Below are 21,215 nucleotides of genomic sequence, written 5' to 3'. Positions count from 1 at the left end.
TTATGGCAGAAATTAATTCAATTATATTTGAAAATAATATGCTTAAACTTATAGATCAAAGAAAATTACCAACTATTTTTGAATATTTTACCTGCACTAATTATAGAGACGTTGAATATGCAATTAGAGAAATGGTAGTACGAGGTGCACCGGCTATTGGGGCTACGGCAGCTTATGGAACTTTACTTTTAGTAGATGAGTTAATAAAAGAAAATTTAACGAAAGTTGAATTTAATAAAAAAATAGATATTGGACTTGAATTTTTAAATAATTCACGACCAACTGCAGTGAATTTGATGTGGGCGATTAATAAAATGAAAGAAGTTATTTCTACTAATTCTACTAAATCTTATGATGATATATCTTTAGCTGTAAAAAAGGAAGCAATATTAATTCATAAAGAGGATATTGAAACAAATAAAAGAATGGCTAAACATGGTGCTAAGTTAATTAATCAAGGAGATACAATTCTAACACACTGTAATACTGGTGCTCTTGCTACCGCAGGATATGGAACAGCACTTGGAGTTATAAGAGAAGCTTTTTATCAAGAAAAAAATATTTTTGTTTATGCTGATGAAACAAGACCAAGACTTCAGGGAGCAAGGCTTACAGCGTGGGAACTTATGGAAGAAGGTATACCTTCTAAACTTATAGTAGATTCTGCAGCAGCTACTTTAATAAGAGACAAAAAAATTGATATAATTTTAGTAGGAGCAGATAGAATTGCTCTAAATGGAGACAGCGCAAACAAAATTGGAACTTTTATGCTTTCTGTTATTGCTGAGAAATATAATATTCCTTTTTATATTGTAGCACCGACTACTACAATTGATTTCGATATCGTAAGTGGTGGGGAAATTGTTATAGAAGAAAGACCTTCTAATGAAATTACTATTATAGGTGAAAGAGTAGTAGCCCCAGCAGGTATGGAAGTATATAATCCAGCTTTTGATGTAACTCCGAATGATTTAATTAATGGCATAGTTACTGAAAAAGGAATTATATATCCACCATTTGAAAAAAATATAATAAAACTTAAAAATAATATAGGTGATTAAATGATAAAAAGAGTTGCAATTATTGGTGGAACAGGTGTTTATGGAATAAATAGCAATGAAATAATTTTAAATATAAAAACAATTTACGGCCAAGTAGAGGTAAATATTATTAAATTAAATAATGATAAAGAGATAGTTTTTTTACCTAGACATGGTAAAGGGCATTCTACTCCACCGCATTTAATAAATTATAGGGCAAATATGATGGCTCTAAAAGAACTATCAGTTACACATATATATTCAACATGTGCTGTAGGTTCTTTAAATGAAAATTATGATATTGGTGATATAGTAATTATCAATGATTTTTTAGATTTTACAAAAAATAGAATTAATACTTTTTTTGATGGTGATGATGGCGTTAAACATACGGATATGTCTGATCCTTACTGCTCGTATTTGAGAAATAAGGTCATGAAATTTTCGAGTGATTATGATATTAATATCAAAGGGAATGCAGTATATGCATGTACAGAAGGACCTAGATTTGAAACAAGTGCTGAAATAAAAATGTATGGCTTTATGGGGGCTGATGTTGTTGGAATGACGAATGTACCCGAAGTTGTGTTAGCTAAAGAACTTGGAATGTGTTATTCGGCAATTGGAATAATAACTAACTGGTGTACAGGTTTTAAAAAAGGGGAAGATATAGTTTTACATGAAATAGCAAGTTCGATTGAAAAAAATAAAATTAAATTAGAAAAAATGTTTATAGAAATATTGTCTGGTGATTTAAGTCAAGACGAATGTAATTGTAATAATGCAATTTTAGAATTATAGGAGGAAATATGAGCTTAAAATATTTAAGAGCTAGAGAAGAAGTTATAAAAACAGGAGTTGAAATGTTAAGGCTTTCTCATGTTGTTGGTACTTGGGGTAACATTAGTATGAGAATAGAGGATGAAAATTCATTTGCAATTACACCTAGTGGAGTGGATTACGACAAAATTAAAATTGAAGATGTAGTTATAATCGATTTTGATGGAAATATAATTAATGGAGAATTAAAGCCTTCTATAGAGTGGGGACTACATTTAAATGTCTACAAACATAGAAGTGATATTTCAGCGATTGTTCATACGCATTCTACTTATTCTACTGCTTTTGCTATAGCAAGAAAACCAATTCCAGCTTCTGCTGAGGACTTAGTTCAAATTGTTGGAGGTGACGTTAAAGTTACTAATTACGTTCTTCCTGGATCAACTGAACTTGGAATTGAAGCTGTTAAGGCGCTGGAAGGTAGAAACGCTTGTATTCTTGCAAATCATGGACTCTTAAGTGCGGCGGCAACTCTTAAAGAAGCATTAAAGATTGTAAATGTTGTTGAAAAATCTGCTCAAGCCACAATTTTTGCAAATTTACTTGGTGGAGTCGTAGAACTTGGTAAAACTGATGTTGATTTTATGCGAGATTTTTATCTAAATAAATATGGACAGAGGTAGAATATGGATATGAATAATGCAAAGATAAATACACTTTTGATACACGGAGCAAGTGAAAAAAACAATTCTAAAAAAGCCTTAAATTCACCAATTTATATGACGTCAACATTTACTTTTGATTCAATAGATGACGTAGAAAAAGTAATGTCTTTTGAAAGTGATGATTATGTTTATACAAGAGGTAATAACCCTACACTTAGATTGTTTGAAAATAGAATGGCAGTTTTAGAGGGTGGAAAAGGAGCTGTAGCGTTTGCTTCTGGTATGGCTGCTATTAGTTCTGTTCTTTTTTCTCTTTTATCGCCAAAGGACAATATAGTAATTAATAAAACTATTTATGGTTCTACGTACACAGTTGCAACAAAATTACTTCCAAAGTATAATATTGATTATAAATGTATTGATTTGAGTAATGAAGAAAATTTAAATAATTTAGAAAATTTAATAGATGAAAATACTAAAGTAATCTATTTTGAAACACCTTGCAATCCAACTTTAGCTATTATTGATATAAAAAAGGTTGTTAAAATTGCTCATAAACATAATATAAAAGTTGTAGTTGATAATACATTTGCATCACCTTATCTTCAAAGACCACTTACTCAAGGTGCTGATATTGTCGTTCATAGTGCTACAAAATATATTTGTGGGCACGGCGATGTTGTAGCAGGTGTTGCCATAAGCAAAGATAATGACTACATAATGAAACTTAAATTCGATTATATGTGTGAATTTGGAGGAGTTCTTAGTCCATTTAATGCTTGGTTACTACTTAGAGGATTAAAAACATTAAGTGTTAGAATGAGGGAACATCAAAAAAACGCTATGATCTTAGCTGAGTATTTAGAAGAACATCCTAAAGTAAAAAAAGTTTATTATCCTGGACTTTTGAGTTTTTCTGGTCATAATTTAGCAAAGGAACAAATGGATGGATTCGGAGGAGTATTAAGTTTTGAACTAAATGGTTCTTTAACTGATGCTAAAAAAGTAGTAGATAATGTAAAACTTCTTAAACTTGCCGTAAGTCTTGGTGATTGTGAATCGCTTATTGAACTCCCGTCTGCAATGACTCATAGAGGGTATGACTCAGAGAAATTAAAAGAATTTGGTATGAGCGAAAGCCTGATTAGGATTTCAGTAGGTATAGAAGATATTAGCGATATAATTAATGACTTAGATATTTCGTTAAGTATGATTTAAATGAATATTACTTATGGAGGTTAATTTGTTATGAAAGATTTATCAAAATTTGAGTATAAGGTCTTGAAAACAATAGGAGAAACTATTAACGATACAATGAAAATTGACGATTTTTCTTTTTTAAATGAAACTGATGAAATACTTAAAATTAGAGAATTAGTATATTATATCGACATATTAATAGCAAAAGGTTATATTTATTCTAATGATGATTATTATGAATACAATGAAAATGATAAAGTGAATTTTAAATATGTAAATAGTGCTACTAAAATTAATTTTACTAAACTTACTTTAACTGATTTAAGCAAAAAATTATTTGAACATTCTTTAAAGAAAGATTCTTTAACAGAAAATATTTGGTTTGTTGTATTTTCATACATTATAACTTTTTTACTTGGAATGGTAGCAATGTATATAATTAAATCCTAGGAGGAGTATTTATGTTCAAAAAGATTGAAGAAGATGCTTTGCTTGGTATAGGAAAATTTTTAAGTGCAAATGAAAAAGTTAAAGATGATTTAATACTTAGCGATGACTTTGTGGAAGATGAATTGGTTGAGGAAGATGATGAAATCACATCTGTTTTTGAGCAAGAAATTGATGAAACATTAGTGAATGATAATAAGAATAAAATAGAGACAAGTAAAAATATTGAAAGCGACTTTATCCTTTCGCTTAAAGAACAAATTGAATATCTTAAAAGTCAAATTGATGTGAAAGATAAGCAATTAGATAAAAAAGATGAATTAATTAGAAATTTTCAAGTACTTATGAATAATGATAAAGATAGAATATTGCTTCTTGAGAATAAAATGTTTGATAAATCAGAAGAAAATAATTTAAATAAAGAAATATTGAATACAAAATTAAACAAAACTGAAAAAGACCAACTTAATATAGAAAAAAGTGTTAATAAGTTTTCATTTTTTAATATTTTTAAAAATAGATGATGGAGGTACATTAAGCATGAAAGTTATTATTAATGATAAATTTTATGAATTTCAAAATCCAAATACAGATGAAATTTTTAATAAACAAAAGGACTATTTATCAAAACTGATATTGGAATGTGGTAATGGTGAAAAATCAGAAGAATTATTAACGAATTTATATTCACTTTTTAATTTAAGTGAATCATTAATTCATGAATTTGTAAGTAGTTATGGTATGGATAAAACATTAGAAACATTAAAAGCAAAAGAGGTAAAATAATTACTAGGGAGGCTTATATGTCAAAATTTAGTCCTAAAGTGCATAGTTTAGTTGAAAAAGGTAAATTTAATTATGGTGTGTATAAAGAAAATATTTTAAATGTTAATCCACTAGATGCTGATGGATTGATTGGAAGCATTACACCAAAGTTTATTAAGGATAACGCTCTAAAAGAGTGGAATTCATATCAAATTACTGATGATAGATTTTCTATTTATATTATATTATTTTCTCTAAAAAAATCATCAAATATACAAATTGTTATATATGATAGGATAGAGGATGATACATATACGTATTCGATTGATAAGCCTCTTTTTAGAGTAGATATTGGTAAAAGTATTCTTAATTCCAATGTATTTTATAAAGATGAAAGTGTAATGCTTGAAATATCTAATAAACTTGAAAATGGCTGCGTTGAGATAAATTTTGAGGTTTTTAATTATAATAATACAAATATCAAGGGTAATTTAACAGGCGCTAAGGATTTAATTAATCCGCTAATAAGTTGTATTCCTTTTGAGAATAATAGAGCTATGTATTCTCATAGACAACTTATGAATGTTGGTGGAAGTTTACTAATTGATGAAAATTTTTATAAATTATCTTCAAATGCTTCAATGATTGCATCTGATCAAAAATCATTTTATCCACATGAATTTTGGTGGAATCAATCAAGTGCAAGTATGAAAAATGAAAATGGTATATTTGCTTTTAATTTAACGGAGAATCAATCTCTTTTTCCATCAAAATATAATGAAAATTGTTTTTGGATCGATGAAAAAATAAATTTACTTCCGGCAGTTACTTTTTTATTTGATAGAAGTAAAAATATTTGGAAAATAGTTGATGAAAAAGGTAATATTGATTTAACATTTAAAGTAAAAGTGAATTTTGAAGTTTATAAGAATTATTTTATTTCAAAATCTGATTATAAGACATGTTTTGGTGTATTTAATGGTTTTATAACTGATTTAAATGGAAATAAAATTGAGATAAAAAATTATTTTGGACTTGGTGAAGTTGTAGATATTACTATTTGATTTTAGGAGGCTTTAATGCAGCTATTAAAAGAAAGTATTCTTAGTAGAGGAAGAGTAGTTGGAAAAGATATTTTAAAAGTTGATGAATTTTTAAATCATCAACTAGACATAAAACTTCTAAATGAAATTGGTAAAGAATTTAAAAAAAAATTTAATGGCAAAGAGATAAATAAAATATTGACAATTGAAGCTTCAGGTATTGCTATTGCATCAATTGCAGCTCAGTATTTTGATGTTCCAGTTGTATTTGCAAAAAAAGTTGACTCTAAAAATTTAGACAAAGATACTTATGAAACTGAAGTATATTCATTTACTAAAGCTAGAAACTATACAGTAAGAGTATCGAAAAAGTTTCTAAATAAAGAAGATAATATTTTGATACTAGATGATTTTCTTGCTAATGGAAGAGCGTCGCTCGGACTTATAGATTTAGTAAATCAATCTGGTGCAAGAGTGTCTGGTATTGGAATAGTAATAGAAAAAGGTTTTCAAGAAGGAGGTTCAATTATAAGAAGTAAAGGAATTACTCTTGAATCTCTAGCTATTATAAAAGAATTTAAAAATGGCGTACCTATATTTAAGTAAATGAGGAAAAAATGAAAGAAAAGTTAATTAGAGCATTTAGTAAAGATAATATAAAATACATGATTTTAATTGCACTTTTTGATGCTATAACTTCACAGATTTTTATTGATATGATAATTTTAAATTTTAGAATTTCTATATCAGTAATTATTTTGCCGATATTTTACTATTACAATAGAAAATTAAGTCCAATCGCAACATCAATTTTTATTGCATCTTTTGGACTTTTTTTTAGAAGTCTGCTTACGTATATATCAACCGGTGATTTTCTTTTAGGTTTTTTTAATGATTACAATATTGCTTTTTTTGACATTTCTTATGGATTAATTTATTACTATCTTATGAAAAAAAGAAACTATGATGAAAGAACTATTATAATGTGGTTTTCATCAATTTGGGCATGCGATTTTTTCTCGAATGCTATAGAAATTACTTCAAGGTTTCATACTTTAAAGGAAGATGTTGTTGTAATATTTAATAAATTGCTCTTAGTTGGCCTTATTAGAGCGAGTATAGCAGTCTTAGTTGTTTTAGTTTTTGAGTATTATAGGATGATATTTCATAAAGAGAAGCAACTTGAAAAATATAAAGAAATGATAGGCATTGTCTCTGATTTAAAATCTGAACTTTACTTTATGAAATCTAATATGGGATATATAGAGGGCGTTATGAAAGATGCTTACTCTTTGTATGAAAACTCTGTCAAAGAAGATTATAAAAGAAAGTCATTAAGGATTGCAAAAGATATTCATGAAGTTAAAAAAAATTATCAAAGAGTCTTAATAGGAATGGAAAATCTAGGTGAAAAAGACAGCGGGAATTTTTCAATTACTTTATCTGAAATTTTAGATATATTAAAAGATACTTATGAAAAGGATTCAAAGTTTAAACTACATGATTGTAAAATAATAGTTTCTTTGCACTTTGATAGAAACGTAAAGAAACATTACTATATGATGTCTATATTTAGAAACTTGTTTAATAATTCAATAGAAAGTTTTAAAAGATATACTAATAACTATATTAAAATATTAGTTTATAAAGAAGATAAAAAACTTAAAATCAGAATAACTGATAATGGTTCAGGAATCAAGAAAAAAGATTTAGCTTATATTTGTAAAGCTGGATATTCTACTAAATTTGATGAAAGCACTGGAAATATATATAGGGGAATGGGCCTATCTATTATAAAGGATATTGTAGAAAAGGAATTTGGCGGAGAAATTTTTATTGAGTCAACAATTGGAATTGGGACTGAGATAAAAATTGTAATTCCTATTTTTATGCTATAAATAATCCTTTGTGTTAGTTTTACATTATAATTATTGTAAAAAAGTATGATTGAGGAGAAATTATGAAATACTATTTAATAGATGATGATGAATTAATAATAAGAATACTTGAAAATATTATTGAAGAGGAATGTTTAGGCGAAATAATAGGATTTAATTCTAGTAGTAAAGTGGCACTAGAAGAAATTCCATTTTTAAGTCCAGATGTTATTTTGATTGATTTATTAATGCCTGATATGGATGGAATAAATTTAGTTAAAGAAATAAAAAAAAGAAGCGTAAAATCTAAAATTGTTATGATTTCTCAAGTAGATGAAAAAACACTTATCTCAAAAGCCTACGAAAGTGGAATTGATTTTTATATACATAAACCAATAAATAAAATTGAATTAAAAAAAGTACTAGATAATATAAATAAGATATCAGAGTATGAAAATAAATTTGAAATTATGAAGGGAGTTTTTAACTCTGAATTTAATAAAACATTAAATGCGCCAAGTTTAATAAAGACAAGAGTTGATAATATAACATTTATTTTTTCGAAACTTGGTATAGTTGGTGAAAAAGGAGCAAAAGATTTACTTCAAATATGTGAATACCTTATAAAAGAAAAAAAGACAACCTATGATCTAAATTTACAAGAAATATGCAAAGACCTAACAAAAAATCCAAGAGCAATGGAGCAGAGAATTAGAAGAACTATAAATAAATCTCTACTAAATATAGCAAGCATAGGACTAGAAGATTACTTAAACGACGTATACACAAGATACTCAAATACCTTATTTGATTTTGAAAATGTAAAAGCAGAAATGGACTACCTAAGAGGGAAAAAAGAAACCGGTGGAAAAATAAATGTAAAAAAATTCATAGATAATATCATTATTTTTTCCGAGTACTAAGCGGTGCAAAAAAAGTCATATTAAAATTTTTAAGCTTGCTTAAAGAAATTTTAATATGACTTTTTTTATAGGGAGTTTACTCCCAGGGCGAGGCTAATGGTAGCATAACGGAGTTATGTGAATTAGCCGGTGTACCGCGAACCTTTAAAATAAATAAACAAGTTAATAAAATTTTTAAGCTTGCTTAAAGAAATTTTAATATGACTTTTTTTATAGGGAGTTTACTCCCAGGGCGAGGCTAATGGTAGCATAAGAAAGTTTTTGAATAACTATAATATATTTTAATTATTTATAAATTATTAGAAAATTCGAAAAAATATGAACAATTTATGAACGTTTTTAAGTTTTTGTGAATTATTTTGAAACATTACTATATAATGTGTATAGGGTAAAACCAAATAAATTAAGGGGGAACAAAATGAGAGAGAGAAAACAAGCTACAGTCGGTTTAGCACTTATTCCAATTATTACTTTAATGGTAGCACTGATTAGCGCAATGAAATTATGGGGCGCTGATCCTCAACTTCCAATTCTTTTCGCAGCAATTGTTGCTGGTGCAGTAGCAATGTTCGGTCTAGGTATTCCTTGGGCAGAACTTGAAGAAGGAATTGTAGAAACAATTAAAATGTCTATGGGGGCAATACTTATACTTATGATTATTGGTATGATTATTGGTACATGGATATTAGCAGGTATTGTACCAACTATGATATTCTGGGGACTTAAATTATTATCTCCAAGCGTATTCTTAGTTGCTACATTAATACTTTGTTCTATTGTATCTCTAGCAACAGGTTCATCATGGACTACTGCTGGTACTGTTGGTATCGCATTAGTTGGTGTTGGTGCTGGACTTGGAATGCCAATGGGTATGGTAGGTGGAGCAATTATCTCTGGTTCATATTTTGGAGATAAAATGTCACCACTTTCTGATACTACAAACTTAGCTCCTGCAATGGCAGGTTCAGAACTTTTCGAACATATTAGACATATGCTTTATACAACAGGTCCTTCGTACTTAATTGCAATGGTAGCTTATGCTATTCTTGGTATTAAATATGCTGGAAATACAGTTGATGCTAGTGCAATAACTGTAATTTTAGATGGTTTAAGTGCTTCGTTTAACTTAAATCCAATTCTTCTTTTAGCTCCTGCACTTGTAATACTTATGGTTGTACTTAAAATTCCTGCAATTCCAGGACTTATTGGTGGTACATTCCTTGGTGCATTCTTTGCGTGGACTATTCAAGGAGCTGGTATGACAGATATTATTGGAGCAGCTCATTATGGATTCTCATCTGCTACTGGTATTGATGCACTTGATTCATTACTTTCTCGTGGTGGTTTAGATGGTATGATGTGGACAGTTTCACTTATTTTAATTGCAATGACTTTTGGTGGTATTATGGAAAAATCAGGTATGCTTAAAGCTATTGCTGATGGAATGCTTAAATATGCTAAATCTACAGGTTCTTTAGTTTTAGTTACTGTTATTACAGTAATTATGATGAATGTTCTTGCAGGTGACCAGTATTTATCAATCGTTGTTCCAGGTAGAATGTACAAAGATGTATTTAAAGAAAGAGGTCTTAAAGCTAAGAACCTTTCTAGAATATTAGAAGACTCTGGTACTCTAACTTCTTCACTAGTTCCTTGGAACTCAGGTGGTCTTTATATGTCGAGTACACTTGGAATCGCAACTGTGGCTTATGCACCATTCGCATTCCTTAACATATTAAATCCTATTATTTCTGTAATCTATGGTTATACTGGATTTACAATGGAAAAAATTGATCCAAATGAAAAGGTAGCTTAGTTAGATTAAATTACAATTTATTTAAAAGTTTAGGGTATATGCATATGCATATACCCTTTGTTTAATTTAACAATAAATAGGTTCGTGTTTTTTACAATATATGGTTTGAAAAAAAAGTGAATTAGTATTAAAATATAATTAACAAAGTGAATATACATTCAAATAATTTTGCCAATAATATTTGTGTAAATGTATATTACTTTAAAAAACCCTCATTATTGGCAGAGTGGTTAAAATACTAACTAATGGAGTGAGGTAAATGAATAAAATTTTAGACATTATTAAAGATCCAATTCTTACTTATGAACAAAAGGTTCTTACTTTAGCGAGAGCTGCCGAAGATTCTATTGATGTGCTAAATATATCAAAAGAAGTTCAAGATTTACGTGATAAGGATATTATTTGCGATTTGTATGAAGGTCATGCACCATATAGACCAAGGTATATTGTACCTGATTATGAAAAATTTTTAAAACAAGGTAGTAAGTTTCTAAAGCTTGAACCAACAACTTCTTTAGAAGATGCAATAAATAATTTGATAATTCTTTATAGACATGTTCCATCAATATCGTCTTTTCCGGTTTACATCGGCAACTTAGATGTGCTTCTTAATCCCTTTGTAAAAGACGACGAAAAATCTTTTCAAGCAATTAAAAGATTTTTGAAATATATTGATAGAACGATTACGGATTCTTTTTGTCATGCCAATATTGGTCCGCTTGATACAATAGCTGGAAGACTAATACTTAGAGCTGAAAGAGAACTTCAAGATTCAATTCCAAATATAACAATTAAATATAGTAAAGAAACTTCTGATGATTTTGCAATTGATGCAATAAACACTGCACTTATAACAGCAAAACCAAGTTTTGCAAACGACCAAATGTTTAGAAATGATTTTAAAGGTGATTATGCAATTGTTAGTTGTTACAATGGACTTAATATTGGTGGAGGTAGTTATTCATTAGTTAGACTTAAAATGAATAAACTAGCATTTACGGCGAATGACCTTGATGATTTCTTAGAAAGTAAATTACCAACTGCAGCAAATTTAATGTTAGAGTATTTAGATGAAAGAGTAAGATTTTTAGTAGAAGAAACACCTTTTTTCGAAAGAAATTTTCTAGTTAAAGAGGGATTAATTGATATTAATAATTTTACGGCAATGTTTGGTATGGTAGGATTAGCCGAAGCTGTAAATTGTTTTATAGAAAATCCAAAAGATAAACTACAAAGGTTTGGCCATTCAGTTAATGCAGATAATATTGGTATTAAAATTATGGATAAACTTTATGAGATTGTCCAAGAACATAAGTCGAAATATTTATATGGTTCAAATGGACATTATTTGCTACACGCACAGGTAGGAATAGATACTGACAATTCTACATCTCCAGGATGTAGAATTCCAATTGGAGAGGAACCTGAAATACATGAGCATGTTTTAAAAGCAGGCATTTTTCATAAGTATTTTCCATCAGGTATTGGTGATATTTTTAGTTTTGATTCTACTGTTAAAAATAATCCTAATTATGTACTTGATATTATTAAGGGATCATTTAAAAATGGGATGAGATATTTTTCGCCATACGCATCTGATTGTGATGTTATAAGAATAACAGGTTATTTAGTAAAAATTTCAGAAATTGAAAAACTAAGAGAAGGCGAGCAAGTACTTAGAGATACAGTTGCACTTGGTATGGGTTCGGTTATTAATCAACATATACTTGATAGAAAAATTAGAAAATAGATTATAGAAAATAATTATTATAGGAACTCTTAAATGAGTTCTTATTTTTTCGTAATAAGGAAGGAGCACAGATGAAAGGATATTTTAGAAAATTAATATATTTCAGTTCAGTAGATGGACCGGGTAACAGAACAATAATATTTCTTCAGGGGTGTAACTTTGATTGCAAGTATTGTCATAATCCAGAAACCATAAATATTATTGAGGGTAATAATATTCCTAAAAACGTTGAACTTTTAGATCATATAGAATTAGTAGATATGTCACTAAAACATAAAGATTTCATAAATGGAATTACAATTTCAGGTGGTGAATGCACATATCAATTTGAATTTTTAGTTGACCTATGTAAAGAATATAAAAAACGAGATATTAATGTTTTTATTGATACAAATGGGTATTTTACAGAAGAACAATATAATATTTTAAGTAAATATGTTGATAAATTCATGTTTGATTTAAAAGCCTTTAATAATAAAGAACATAAGCTGTTAACTGGTAAAGAAAATTTACTTTGTATTAATAATATTAAAAAGGCACTTAAAGACGATAAAGTATTTGAAATTAGAACTGTAATAGTACCGTCTTTACTTAATAACTTTAGAAATGTGTATTTCACGAGTGAATTAATTTATAAGTTTTCTACTAATAAAAATATTCGATATAAGTTAATAAAATATAGAGCAAATGGTGTTAGAAAGCGTTTTAGAAACTTTAATACTCCAAGTGATGATTATATGATGGAATTAAAAAGAGTATCAATAAATAATGGAGTGATTAATACAATAATTGTTTAATGGCATTGCTTTTACTTATTAATGGTTTAAACAAACAAGTGTTTGTGTTATTATTTATATAAGACAAAATATATGGAGATAATTATGTATGATTATATAAAAGGGTATATAAACCAAATTGATATAAATTCTATAGTGATTGAAAACAATGATATTGGTTTTAGAGTTTTAACATCAAAAAATTCTATTGATCAATTTAGCAAGTCCTTAAATAAAGATGAAAAAATTACAATTTTCACGAAAATGATTGTAAAAGAAGATGATATTAGTTTATGTGGATTTTCCTCAAGGGAGGAACTAGAAGTATTTAATTTACTAACTTCTGTTAGCGGTGTGGGGACGAAGGTAGGTGTAGCTCTTCTCTCTAGTTCATATTATAAGGATATAGCAAAAGCAATAATTTCTAGTGATTTATCTGTATTAACGGCCGCTTCTGGTGTTGGTAATAAAACTGCACAAAGAATAGTATTAGAATTAAAAGATAAAGTGAATAAATTATTCGTCTTTTCTGATGAGTCAAATGATACTAGTAGTATTATACCAGTTAATAGTCTTGTTGTAGAAGATGCAATGAATGCGTTGATTTCGCTTGGATATACAAAAAATGAAGTTAAAAAAACTATGAATAAGATAAATATTTCAAGTAAAACAACTGAAGAATTAATAAAAGAATTACTTAAATTAATTAATAAGTAAAGGGAGAAATAAATATGCCTGATATTTTTGAAACAAGGTTCATAACGCCTTCATTTGCTGAGGAAGACATAGAAATTGAAACAACTCTAAGACCTCAGTTCTTGGTGGATTACATTGGACAATTTAAAACTAAAGAAAAACTTGATATATTTATGAAAGCTGCATGTTTAAGAGAAGAACAACTTGATCACGTATTATTGTATGGACCACCAGGACTTGGAAAGACAACTCTTGCGAATATTATTGCTAATGAAATGAAAGTAAATATAAAAATCACATCAGGTCCAGCAATTGAAAGGCCGGGTGATTTAGCTGCAATTCTATCCAATTTACAGGAAAATGATGTACTTTTTATTGATGAAATTCATAGATTAAATAGGAATATTGAAGAAGTACTTTACCCTGCGATGGAAGATTTTGTACTCGATATTATAATTGGTAAAGGACCAAGTGCGAGATCCCTCAGGATAGACCTACCGAAATTTACTTTAGTTGGTGCTACAACAAGACTTGGTAAATTAACCTCTCCTCTTAGAGATCGATTTGGTATTATATGCAAATTGGAATTATATAATAATGATGATTTAGATAAAATTGTAAAAAGGTCTTCGGGAATTTTAGATATAGTAATTGAAGATGATGCTGCAATGCAATTGGCTTCAAGAAGTAGGGGAACACCGAGGATTGTAAATAGATTGTTAAAAAGGGTTCGTGATTATTCTCAGGTTAAAGCAGATGGTATAATAAACAAGAATATTGCAAATGAAGCATTAGATTTACTTGAAGTTGATAAACTCGGCCTAGATGGTGTTGATATTAAAATTCTTTCTACAATTGTGGAGAAATTTGATGGTGGACCAGTTGGCCTTGATACTCTTTCTGCTTCTACTGATGAAGAAAGATCAACAATTGAAGATGTATATGAACCTTTTTTGCTTCAACTAGGTTTTATTAATAGAACTCCTAGAGGTAGAGTTGTTACAAAGTTAGGTTATGATCATTTAAGTAAGAATTTTATCGATAAATAGGCAATATTATAGGAGTAAATATGAAAAAAAATATTATATTTTTGCTTATAATTTTTCAAATTCTTATGAGCAATTACGCTTTTGCAAATACATCATTAACTATTCCAAATGATTTTATTATAAGAGTTGGAATTGAATACAATAATAACACATCTAACTTTTCTTTGAATTCAAGTTCAGGGTTTGCTTTGTTTTTACATGCAAATCATGTTGAAATTTCTCTATTTGAATTGACTAAAGAAAAAAAATTAACTTATAAAAATTCGGCTTACCATATTAGATTAACAGATAAAAGCGTTTCGAGTGCTGATGTACTTAAACAGATAGGTGAATTTAAAAAAATAGATGATAAAGTTTTTATTTCATTTGATGATGGATGGTTTTTAGCCTATGGTAATTACGCAGATAAAGAAATAGGACAAAACAATATAAATATTACTAAAAATAAATTTTCACTTAATCAGGTATTTTTATATAAAAATAATAATTCGATAGACTTAGTTGATTCTAGCAATAACACTGTTTTTAATTATGATTCTTCTCAAGGCGAATTTTATGTAAAACCATTAGATTCGAATTTTTTAGATACTGATAAATACTCTTATAGGGGAGGAATTGGCGCAAAGAATGTAGTTAATAGCGGAATTTCTATAATAAATTATATCTATATAGAGGACTACTTGTATGGAGTTGTTCCAAATGAGATGAGTAGTTCTTGGCCGCTCGAATCACTTAAAGCACAAGCTGTAGCTGCTAGGAATTACTCATATAGTCACTTAAATAAACATATTGAATATGGTTTTGATATTTGCGATTCAACTGATTGCCAAGTTTATAGTGGGACTAAAAAAGAAGCTGAAGGTTCTTCATTTGCTGTAGATTTGACTAAAGGAGAATTATTATTATATAATAATACGCTGGTCGAAGCTTATTTTCATTCAAATAGTGGTGGACATACAGAATCATCAGAAAATATTTGGTCATCAGTAGTTCCGTATTTAAGAGGAGTAAAAGATAATTACTCATTGAATGAGCCAAATTCAATTTGGTCAAAAACTTTTACACCTGAAGAAATAGAAAAAAAACTAGCAGATAGAAGCATTTATATAGGGAAATTAGAAGATGTTACTATTAATCATAAAAGTGAAAATGGAAGAGTGCTTTCTATTAGTTTTAAAGGCTCAAATACAAATGTTGAATTAAAAAAAGAGAAAATTAGATCAATCTTTGGTTATAATATAATTAAAAGCATTTGGTATAGTGTTATTAAAGATAATGAAGTGAGCATTATAAATTCTATGAATTATGGTAAAATATCTTTAAAAAAAGTTACTTTACTTTCTGCAAATGGAAAAACAAATAGCAATAATAAATACTATCAAGTATTTAATGGAAATATTAAAAAAAAGATTTATTCTTCTTCGAATAGTTACACTTTTGAAGGAAAAGGTTATGGTCACGGTCTTGGAATGAGTCAATGGGGCGCGAAAAAAATGGCAGAGGAAGGTTATACTTATGAACAAATTCTAAGTCATTATTACACTGATACTGTATTAAACAAATAACATTATGGAGAAAAAAATGAAAAAAAATGAATTTTACTTTGATTTACCAAAAGAGTTTATTGCTCAGACACCTTTAAAAGACAGAAGCAATTCTAAATTAATGAAACTAAATAAAATTAGTGGTGAAATTGAACACAAGATATTTAAAGATATATTATCATATCTAAAAAAAGGCGATTTAATTGTGTTAAATGATACAAGAGTTCTGCCTGCAAGAATTTTTGGGAAAAAGGAAACTGGAGCGAAAGTTGAATTTCTACTTTTAAGAAATTTAGGTGATAATAGATGGCTTACTTTGGTAAAGCCAGGAAAAAAAGCTAAAATTGGAGTTAAATTTATATTTGGTGATGGTATACTTGAAGGCGTTATTGTGGATCATGCTGAAGAAGGAGCAAGAATTATTGAATTTACCTATGATGGAATATTTGAAGAAGTTTTAGATAAAATTGGAACTATGCCACTTCCACCTTATATAGTTGAAGAACTTAAAGATCAAGAAAGGTACCAAACTGTTTATTCTAAATATAATGGATCTGCAGCGGCTCCTACAGCTGGACTTCATTTTACACCAGAACTAATTGATCAAATTATTGATATGGGAGTTGAAATAGCATACGTAACGCTTCATGTTGGTCTTGGTACCTTTAGGCCTGTAAAAGCGGATAATATTTTGGATCATCAAATGCACTCAGAATATTACGAAATAAGTGAAGAAACAGCAGAAAAAGTAAATAAAGCGAAGCTTGGTGGTGGAAGAATAATTTCGGTTGGAACTACTTCAACTAGAACACTCGAGAGTGCAGTTAATGAAGATGGATTTGTTTCAAAAAGTAGCGGATGGACAGAAATATTTATATATCCAGGCTATAAATTCAAAATTATTGATGGATTAATTACTAATTTTCATTTGCCAGAATCAACTTTAATTATGCTCGTAAGCGCTTTAGCTGGAAAAGATAATGTATTAAATGCATACGAAGAAGCGATTAAAAATAATTATAGATTTTTTTCTTTTGGCGATGCTATGTTAGTTATATAATATTAGAAAAGATGGAGGAAGTATGTCATTTGAATTTGAATTAATTAAAACTTGTAAGCAATCAGGTGCAAGACTTGGTAGATTTCACACACCGCATGGTGTTATTGAAACTCCAATATTTATGCCTGTTGGAACGAAAGCAACAGTAAAAGCTATGCTTCCAGAAGAATTAAAAGAGATAAAGGCTCAAATTATTCTTAGTAATACTTATCATTTATTTTTAAGACCAGGAAATGAACTTATTAAAAAAGCTGGTGGACTTCATAAATTTATGAACTGGGATGGTCCTATTCTTACTGATAGTGGCGGATTCCAAGTGTTTAGCCTTGGACCACTTAGAAAAATAACTGAAGAAGGAGTTCATTTTAGATCGCATATTGATGGAAGTAAACTTTTTATAAGTCCTGAGATTGCTGTTGAAATTCAAAATGATTTAGGTAGTGATATTATGATGGCGTTTGATGAATGTGCACCTTATCCAGCAGACGAAGAATATGTTAAAAACTCACTTGAGAGAACAACTAGGTGGGCAAAAAGATGTAAAGAAGCACATAAAAATACTGAAAATCAAGCACTATTTGGAATTATTCAAGGTGGTATGTATGAAGAACTTAGAAGACAATCAGCTAAAGAAATTACTGACTTAGATTTTCCTGGATACGCAATTGGCGGACTTAGTGTAGGTGAATCAAAAAAACTTATGTATGAAGTTCTTAACTACACGACTCCTCTAATGCCTGAAAATAAACCAAGATATTTGATGGGTGTAGGTAGCCCTGATGACTTAATTGAAGGTGTTATTCGTGGTGTTGATATGTTCGACTGTGTTCTTCCAACAAGAATTGCAAGAAATGGTACTGCAATGACTTCAAGAGGACAAGTTGTAATTAAAAATGCTAAACATAGAGAAGACTTTACACCACTCGACCCTGAATGTGATTGCTACACATGTAGAAATTACACTAAAGCGTATTTAAGACATCTATTTAAAGAAAATGAAATTCTTTCAGCGAGGCTATTAACTTACCACAATTTACATTTTTTACTTAAGTTGATGGAAGATGTGCGTGAATCTATATTAAACGATAGATTACTTGATTTTAGAAAAGAATTTTTCTCTAAATACGGTTATGATGAAAAATTAAATTTGCTATAATAATAAAGGAATTTTGCTTTTTATCTAGAATAAATGTTAAGTGAATTAAAAATGATATTAAAATTATGGAGGTTGTTTATGTCAGGACTCGGGATGATAGTTTATGTTGCAGCATTTTTAGGTATTTTTTACTTTTTGCTTATTAGGCCTCAACAAAAAAAGACAAAAGAACTTAAAAGTATGAGAGACGGAGTTTCTATTGGAGACGAAATTGTAACAATTGGAGGAGTTTTAGCCAAAGTTAAAATGATTTCGAACGATGACATTACAATAGAAATTGGGGAAGAGAACACAATTATTATTAAAAAGTGGGCAGTTGGTAGCGTTATTGATTCAGTTTCTGAAAAAATGTAATATAAGTTCAATAAAATATTAATAATTTGCTTAATTAATATTTTATTGAACTATCATTTACTTTGTTATACTTTACAAATGCTGTCATTGGTTATATAATTAATTAGAATTATATAAGGGAGGTAGTTATGAAATACGTTAAAACATTAAACAAAGGAAATTTTAAAGAAAGTGCATCTTACGGTGGATGTGGTGAGTGTCAAACATCATGTCAATCAGCTTGTAAAACTTCTTGTACTGTAGGAAACCAAGAGTGTGAAAGAAGCAAATAATATCTATTATAAAGCAGCAAATGCTGCTTTTTGTTTGTGTTATGGATATGAATTATTCGAACATTAAATATTTCTTTTATTTAGTGTAAGGCTAATTCATTTTTTTGAGAAGATTTGGAGGCGCTATGATTCATAAGTTTAGCCAGGGAGATTTATATTTTTTATTAGATATTAATAGTGGCTCAATTCATGTGGTTGATGAAATTATTTATAAGATATTAGATTACTACCCTGAAAAAGAAAAAGAAGAAGTATTAGAAATATTAAGCGGTAAATTTAAGGTAGAAGAGTTAAACATTGCTTTTGATGAGATAAAGGAACTGAGAAAAAATGGTCAATTATTTACAGAAGATACATATGTGTATAGTCCAGCTTTTGTTAATAGAAAACCTGTTGTAAAAGCGATGTGTCTGCATGTGGCACATGATTGTAATTTAAGATGTAAGTACTGTTTTGCATCACAAGGTGATTTTGAAGGAACAAGAAGCTTGATGAGCGCTGAAGTTGGCAAAAAATCTTTGCTTTATCTAGTTCAGAATTCAGGAACTAGAAAAAATCTTGAAGTTGATTTTTTTGGTGGAGAACCACTAATGAATTTTGAAGTTGTAAAAGAACTTGTTGATTACGGAAGAAGTCTTGAAAAAGAATATAACAAAAATTTCAGATATACAATTACAACTAATGGTACACTGCTTACTGATGAAATTAATGATTATATAAATGAAAATATGGACAATGTTGTTTTAAGTATTGACGGAAGAAAAGAAGTAAATGATACAATGAGATATTTTGTAAATGAAAAAGGGACATACGATAATATTATGCCAAAATTCAAATCTTTAGTTTCTAAAAGAGGAGATAAAACTTACTATGTAAGAGGTACTTTTACAAAATACAATACTGATTTTTCAAAAGATGTTATTCATATGGCAAATAATGGGTTTAGATTAACTTCCATCGAACCTGTTGTTACAGAGGCAAAATATGATTATGCATTAGATGAAAGCGATTTACCAAAAATATTTAGTGAATATGATAAACTTGCGGAAGAAATTATTAATAGACATGGAACTGAAAAAGAATTTGAGTTTTTTCATTTTATGAATGATTTAACTCAAGGTCCTTGTATTATTAAACGTGTTTCAGGTTGTGGTGCAGGTTCTGAGTATCTTGCTATATCACCTGAAGGAGATATTTATCCATGTCATCAATTTGTTGGTGATGAAGATTTCAAAATGGGAAATATTCTTAAAAACAATTTAGATGATTCTTTAACTAAGCAATTTAAAGATGCAAATGTTTACACTAAAGAAAAATGCAAAGAATGTTGGGCTAAATTCTATTGTAGTGGTGGATGTCATGCAAATGCATACAATTTTAATGGTGATGTAAATAAACCATATGAATTAGGTTGCGAAATGGAAAAGAAAAGACTAGAATGTTCAATTTATATTAAAGCTAAAACATTGCTTGGTGGTGAATAAATTGATTTTAACTTTTAAAGAATTTGTTCCAATTATCGATAATAATACTTTTATAGCAGATAATGCTACTGTAATTGGAAGAACAAAAATAGATAAAAATGCAAGTATTTGGTTTAATGTTGTTATTAGAGCAGATGTTAATAAAATTATTATAGGTGAAAATACAAATATTCAAGATAATACTGTGATTCACTGTGATGATAATCATCCTACTATAATTGGTAAGAACGTTACAGTTGGTCATGGTGCTATTGTTCATGGGTGCACTATAAAAGATAATTCTTTGATTGGTATGGGTGCTATTATACTTGATGGTGCTATTGTTGAAGAAAATGTTATTGTTGGTGCAGGATCATTGGTTTCTGAGAATAAAGTTATTCCAAAAAATTCATTAGTATATGGATCACCTATGAAAATTGTAAGGAATTTAAGTGAAAGTGAAATTGAAAGTTTAAAAAGCTCTGCGGAGCATTACGTGGAATTATCAAAATTATATATAAAATAATATGTATAAATAT

General features: G+C 28.7%; 23 protein-coding genes. All 23 read left to right on the top strand.

Going from position 1 to position 21,215, the window contains the following annotated elements; all coding sequences use genetic code 11:
- Nucleotides 1-2 precede the first annotated feature (2 nt).
- The 23 genes from mtnA (at nt 3) to AACH12_RS07365 (ending at nt 21,202) form a co-directional block, all read left to right on the top strand.
- Nucleotides 3-1,061, top strand: a complete 1,059-nt coding sequence (gene mtnA / locus AACH12_RS07475) for an S-methyl-5-thioribose-1-phosphate isomerase (protein WP_338534814.1) — start codon at nt 3-5, stop codon at nt 1,059-1,061.
- The gene (locus AACH12_RS07470; protein ID WP_338534813.1) at nt 1,062-1,841 is read left to right on the top strand and encodes an S-methyl-5'-thioinosine phosphorylase; all 780 of its coding nucleotides are present in this window, start codon (nt 1,062-1,064) and stop codon (nt 1,839-1,841) included.
- Between the two features lie 8 nt (nt 1,842-1,849).
- A complete protein-coding gene (locus AACH12_RS07465) occupies nt 1,850-2,503 on the top strand; it encodes a class II aldolase/adducin family protein (protein ID WP_338534812.1) in 654 nt (217 codons plus the stop codon).
- A gap of 3 nt (nt 2,504-2,506) precedes the next feature.
- Entirely contained in the window at nt 2,507-3,703 is a 1,197-nt protein-coding gene (locus AACH12_RS07460) for a trans-sulfuration enzyme family protein (protein ID WP_338534811.1), read from the top strand.
- 30 nt (nt 3,704-3,733) lie between these two features.
- On the top strand, nt 3,734-4,135 hold the full coding sequence (locus AACH12_RS07455) for a hypothetical protein (RefSeq protein WP_338534810.1): 402 nt from the start codon (nt 3,734-3,736) through the stop codon (nt 4,133-4,135).
- An 11-nt stretch (nt 4,136-4,146) separates the two neighbouring features.
- Nucleotides 4,147-4,656, top strand: coding sequence for a hypothetical protein (locus AACH12_RS07450; protein WP_338534809.1), 510 nt, complete (start codon nt 4,147-4,149; stop codon nt 4,654-4,656).
- Nucleotides 4,657-4,672: 16 nt separating this feature from the next.
- Complete coding sequence (locus AACH12_RS07445; protein ID WP_338534808.1) at nt 4,673-4,918, top strand: hypothetical protein; 246 nt, start codon at nt 4,673-4,675, stop codon at nt 4,916-4,918.
- A 17-nt stretch (nt 4,919-4,935) separates the two neighbouring features.
- A complete protein-coding gene (locus AACH12_RS07440; protein WP_338534807.1) occupies nt 4,936-5,961 on the top strand; it encodes a DUF2804 family protein in 1,026 nt (341 codons plus the stop codon).
- A 15-nt stretch (nt 5,962-5,976) separates the two neighbouring features.
- Nucleotides 5,977-6,546, top strand: a complete 570-nt coding sequence (locus AACH12_RS07435) for a xanthine phosphoribosyltransferase (protein WP_338534806.1) — start codon at nt 5,977-5,979, stop codon at nt 6,544-6,546.
- An 11-nt stretch (nt 6,547-6,557) separates the two neighbouring features.
- Entirely contained in the window at nt 6,558-7,838 is a 1,281-nt protein-coding gene (locus tag AACH12_RS07430; protein ID WP_338534805.1) for a sensor histidine kinase, read from the top strand.
- A 62-nt stretch (nt 7,839-7,900) separates the two neighbouring features.
- Nucleotides 7,901-8,740, top strand: coding sequence for a response regulator (locus AACH12_RS07425; protein ID WP_338534804.1), 840 nt, complete (start codon nt 7,901-7,903; stop codon nt 8,738-8,740).
- Between the two features lie 418 nt (nt 8,741-9,158).
- Nucleotides 9,159-10,556: a Na+/H+ antiporter NhaC gene (nhaC, locus tag AACH12_RS07420; protein WP_338534803.1), complete on the top strand. Its 1,398-nt coding sequence runs from the start codon at nt 9,159-9,161 to the stop codon at nt 10,554-10,556.
- Between the two features lie 259 nt (nt 10,557-10,815).
- A complete protein-coding gene (locus AACH12_RS07415; RefSeq protein ID WP_338534802.1) occupies nt 10,816-12,306 on the top strand; it encodes a YjjI family glycine radical enzyme in 1,491 nt (496 codons plus the stop codon).
- Between the two features lie 71 nt (nt 12,307-12,377).
- The gene (locus tag AACH12_RS07410) at nt 12,378-13,103 is read left to right on the top strand and encodes a radical SAM protein (protein WP_338534801.1); all 726 of its coding nucleotides are present in this window, start codon (nt 12,378-12,380) and stop codon (nt 13,101-13,103) included.
- Between the two features lie 84 nt (nt 13,104-13,187).
- Complete coding sequence (ruvA, locus tag AACH12_RS07405) at nt 13,188-13,799, top strand: Holliday junction branch migration protein RuvA (protein ID WP_338534800.1); 612 nt, start codon at nt 13,188-13,190, stop codon at nt 13,797-13,799.
- A gap of 14 nt (nt 13,800-13,813) precedes the next feature.
- Complete coding sequence (gene ruvB, locus AACH12_RS07400) at nt 13,814-14,827, top strand: Holliday junction branch migration DNA helicase RuvB (RefSeq protein WP_338534799.1); 1,014 nt, start codon at nt 13,814-13,816, stop codon at nt 14,825-14,827.
- A gap of 20 nt (nt 14,828-14,847) precedes the next feature.
- The gene (locus AACH12_RS07395; RefSeq protein WP_338534798.1) at nt 14,848-16,392 is read left to right on the top strand and encodes a SpoIID/LytB domain-containing protein; all 1,545 of its coding nucleotides are present in this window, start codon (nt 14,848-14,850) and stop codon (nt 16,390-16,392) included.
- A 16-nt stretch (nt 16,393-16,408) separates the two neighbouring features.
- Nucleotides 16,409-17,431 (top strand): tRNA preQ1(34) S-adenosylmethionine ribosyltransferase-isomerase QueA, encoded by a 1,023-nt coding sequence (gene queA, locus AACH12_RS07390; protein ID WP_338534797.1) that lies wholly within the window; start codon nt 16,409-16,411, stop codon nt 17,429-17,431.
- A 22-nt stretch (nt 17,432-17,453) separates the two neighbouring features.
- On the top strand, nt 17,454-18,587 hold the full coding sequence (gene tgt, locus AACH12_RS07385) for a tRNA guanosine(34) transglycosylase Tgt (protein ID WP_338534796.1): 1,134 nt from the start codon (nt 17,454-17,456) through the stop codon (nt 18,585-18,587).
- A gap of 78 nt (nt 18,588-18,665) precedes the next feature.
- Nucleotides 18,666-18,941, top strand: a complete 276-nt coding sequence (gene yajC / locus AACH12_RS07380) for a preprotein translocase subunit YajC (protein WP_338534795.1) — start codon at nt 18,666-18,668, stop codon at nt 18,939-18,941.
- Nucleotides 18,942-19,069: 128 nt separating this feature from the next.
- Nucleotides 19,070-19,213: a six-cysteine ranthipeptide SCIFF gene (scfA, locus tag AACH12_RS07375; RefSeq protein WP_338534794.1), complete on the top strand. Its 144-nt coding sequence runs from the start codon at nt 19,070-19,072 to the stop codon at nt 19,211-19,213.
- 125 nt (nt 19,214-19,338) lie between these two features.
- The gene (gene scfB, locus AACH12_RS07370) at nt 19,339-20,697 is read left to right on the top strand and encodes a thioether cross-link-forming SCIFF peptide maturase (protein ID WP_338534793.1); all 1,359 of its coding nucleotides are present in this window, start codon (nt 19,339-19,341) and stop codon (nt 20,695-20,697) included.
- Nucleotides 20,690-21,202, top strand: a complete 513-nt coding sequence (locus tag AACH12_RS07365; protein ID WP_463671014.1) for a gamma carbonic anhydrase family protein — start codon at nt 20,690-20,692, stop codon at nt 21,200-21,202. Before scfB ends, AACH12_RS07365 begins: the two co-directional genes overlap by 8 nt.
- The last annotated feature ends 13 nt before the right edge of the window (nt 21,203-21,215 follow it).

Source organism: Helicovermis profundi, assembly GCF_033097505.1.
Classification (GTDB): Bacteria; Bacillota; Clostridia; order Peptostreptococcales; family Acidaminobacteraceae; genus Helicovermis; species Helicovermis profundi.
The sequence above is the reverse complement of the archived record's forward strand: the minus strand, read 5'-3'. Positions and strand labels throughout refer to the sequence as shown.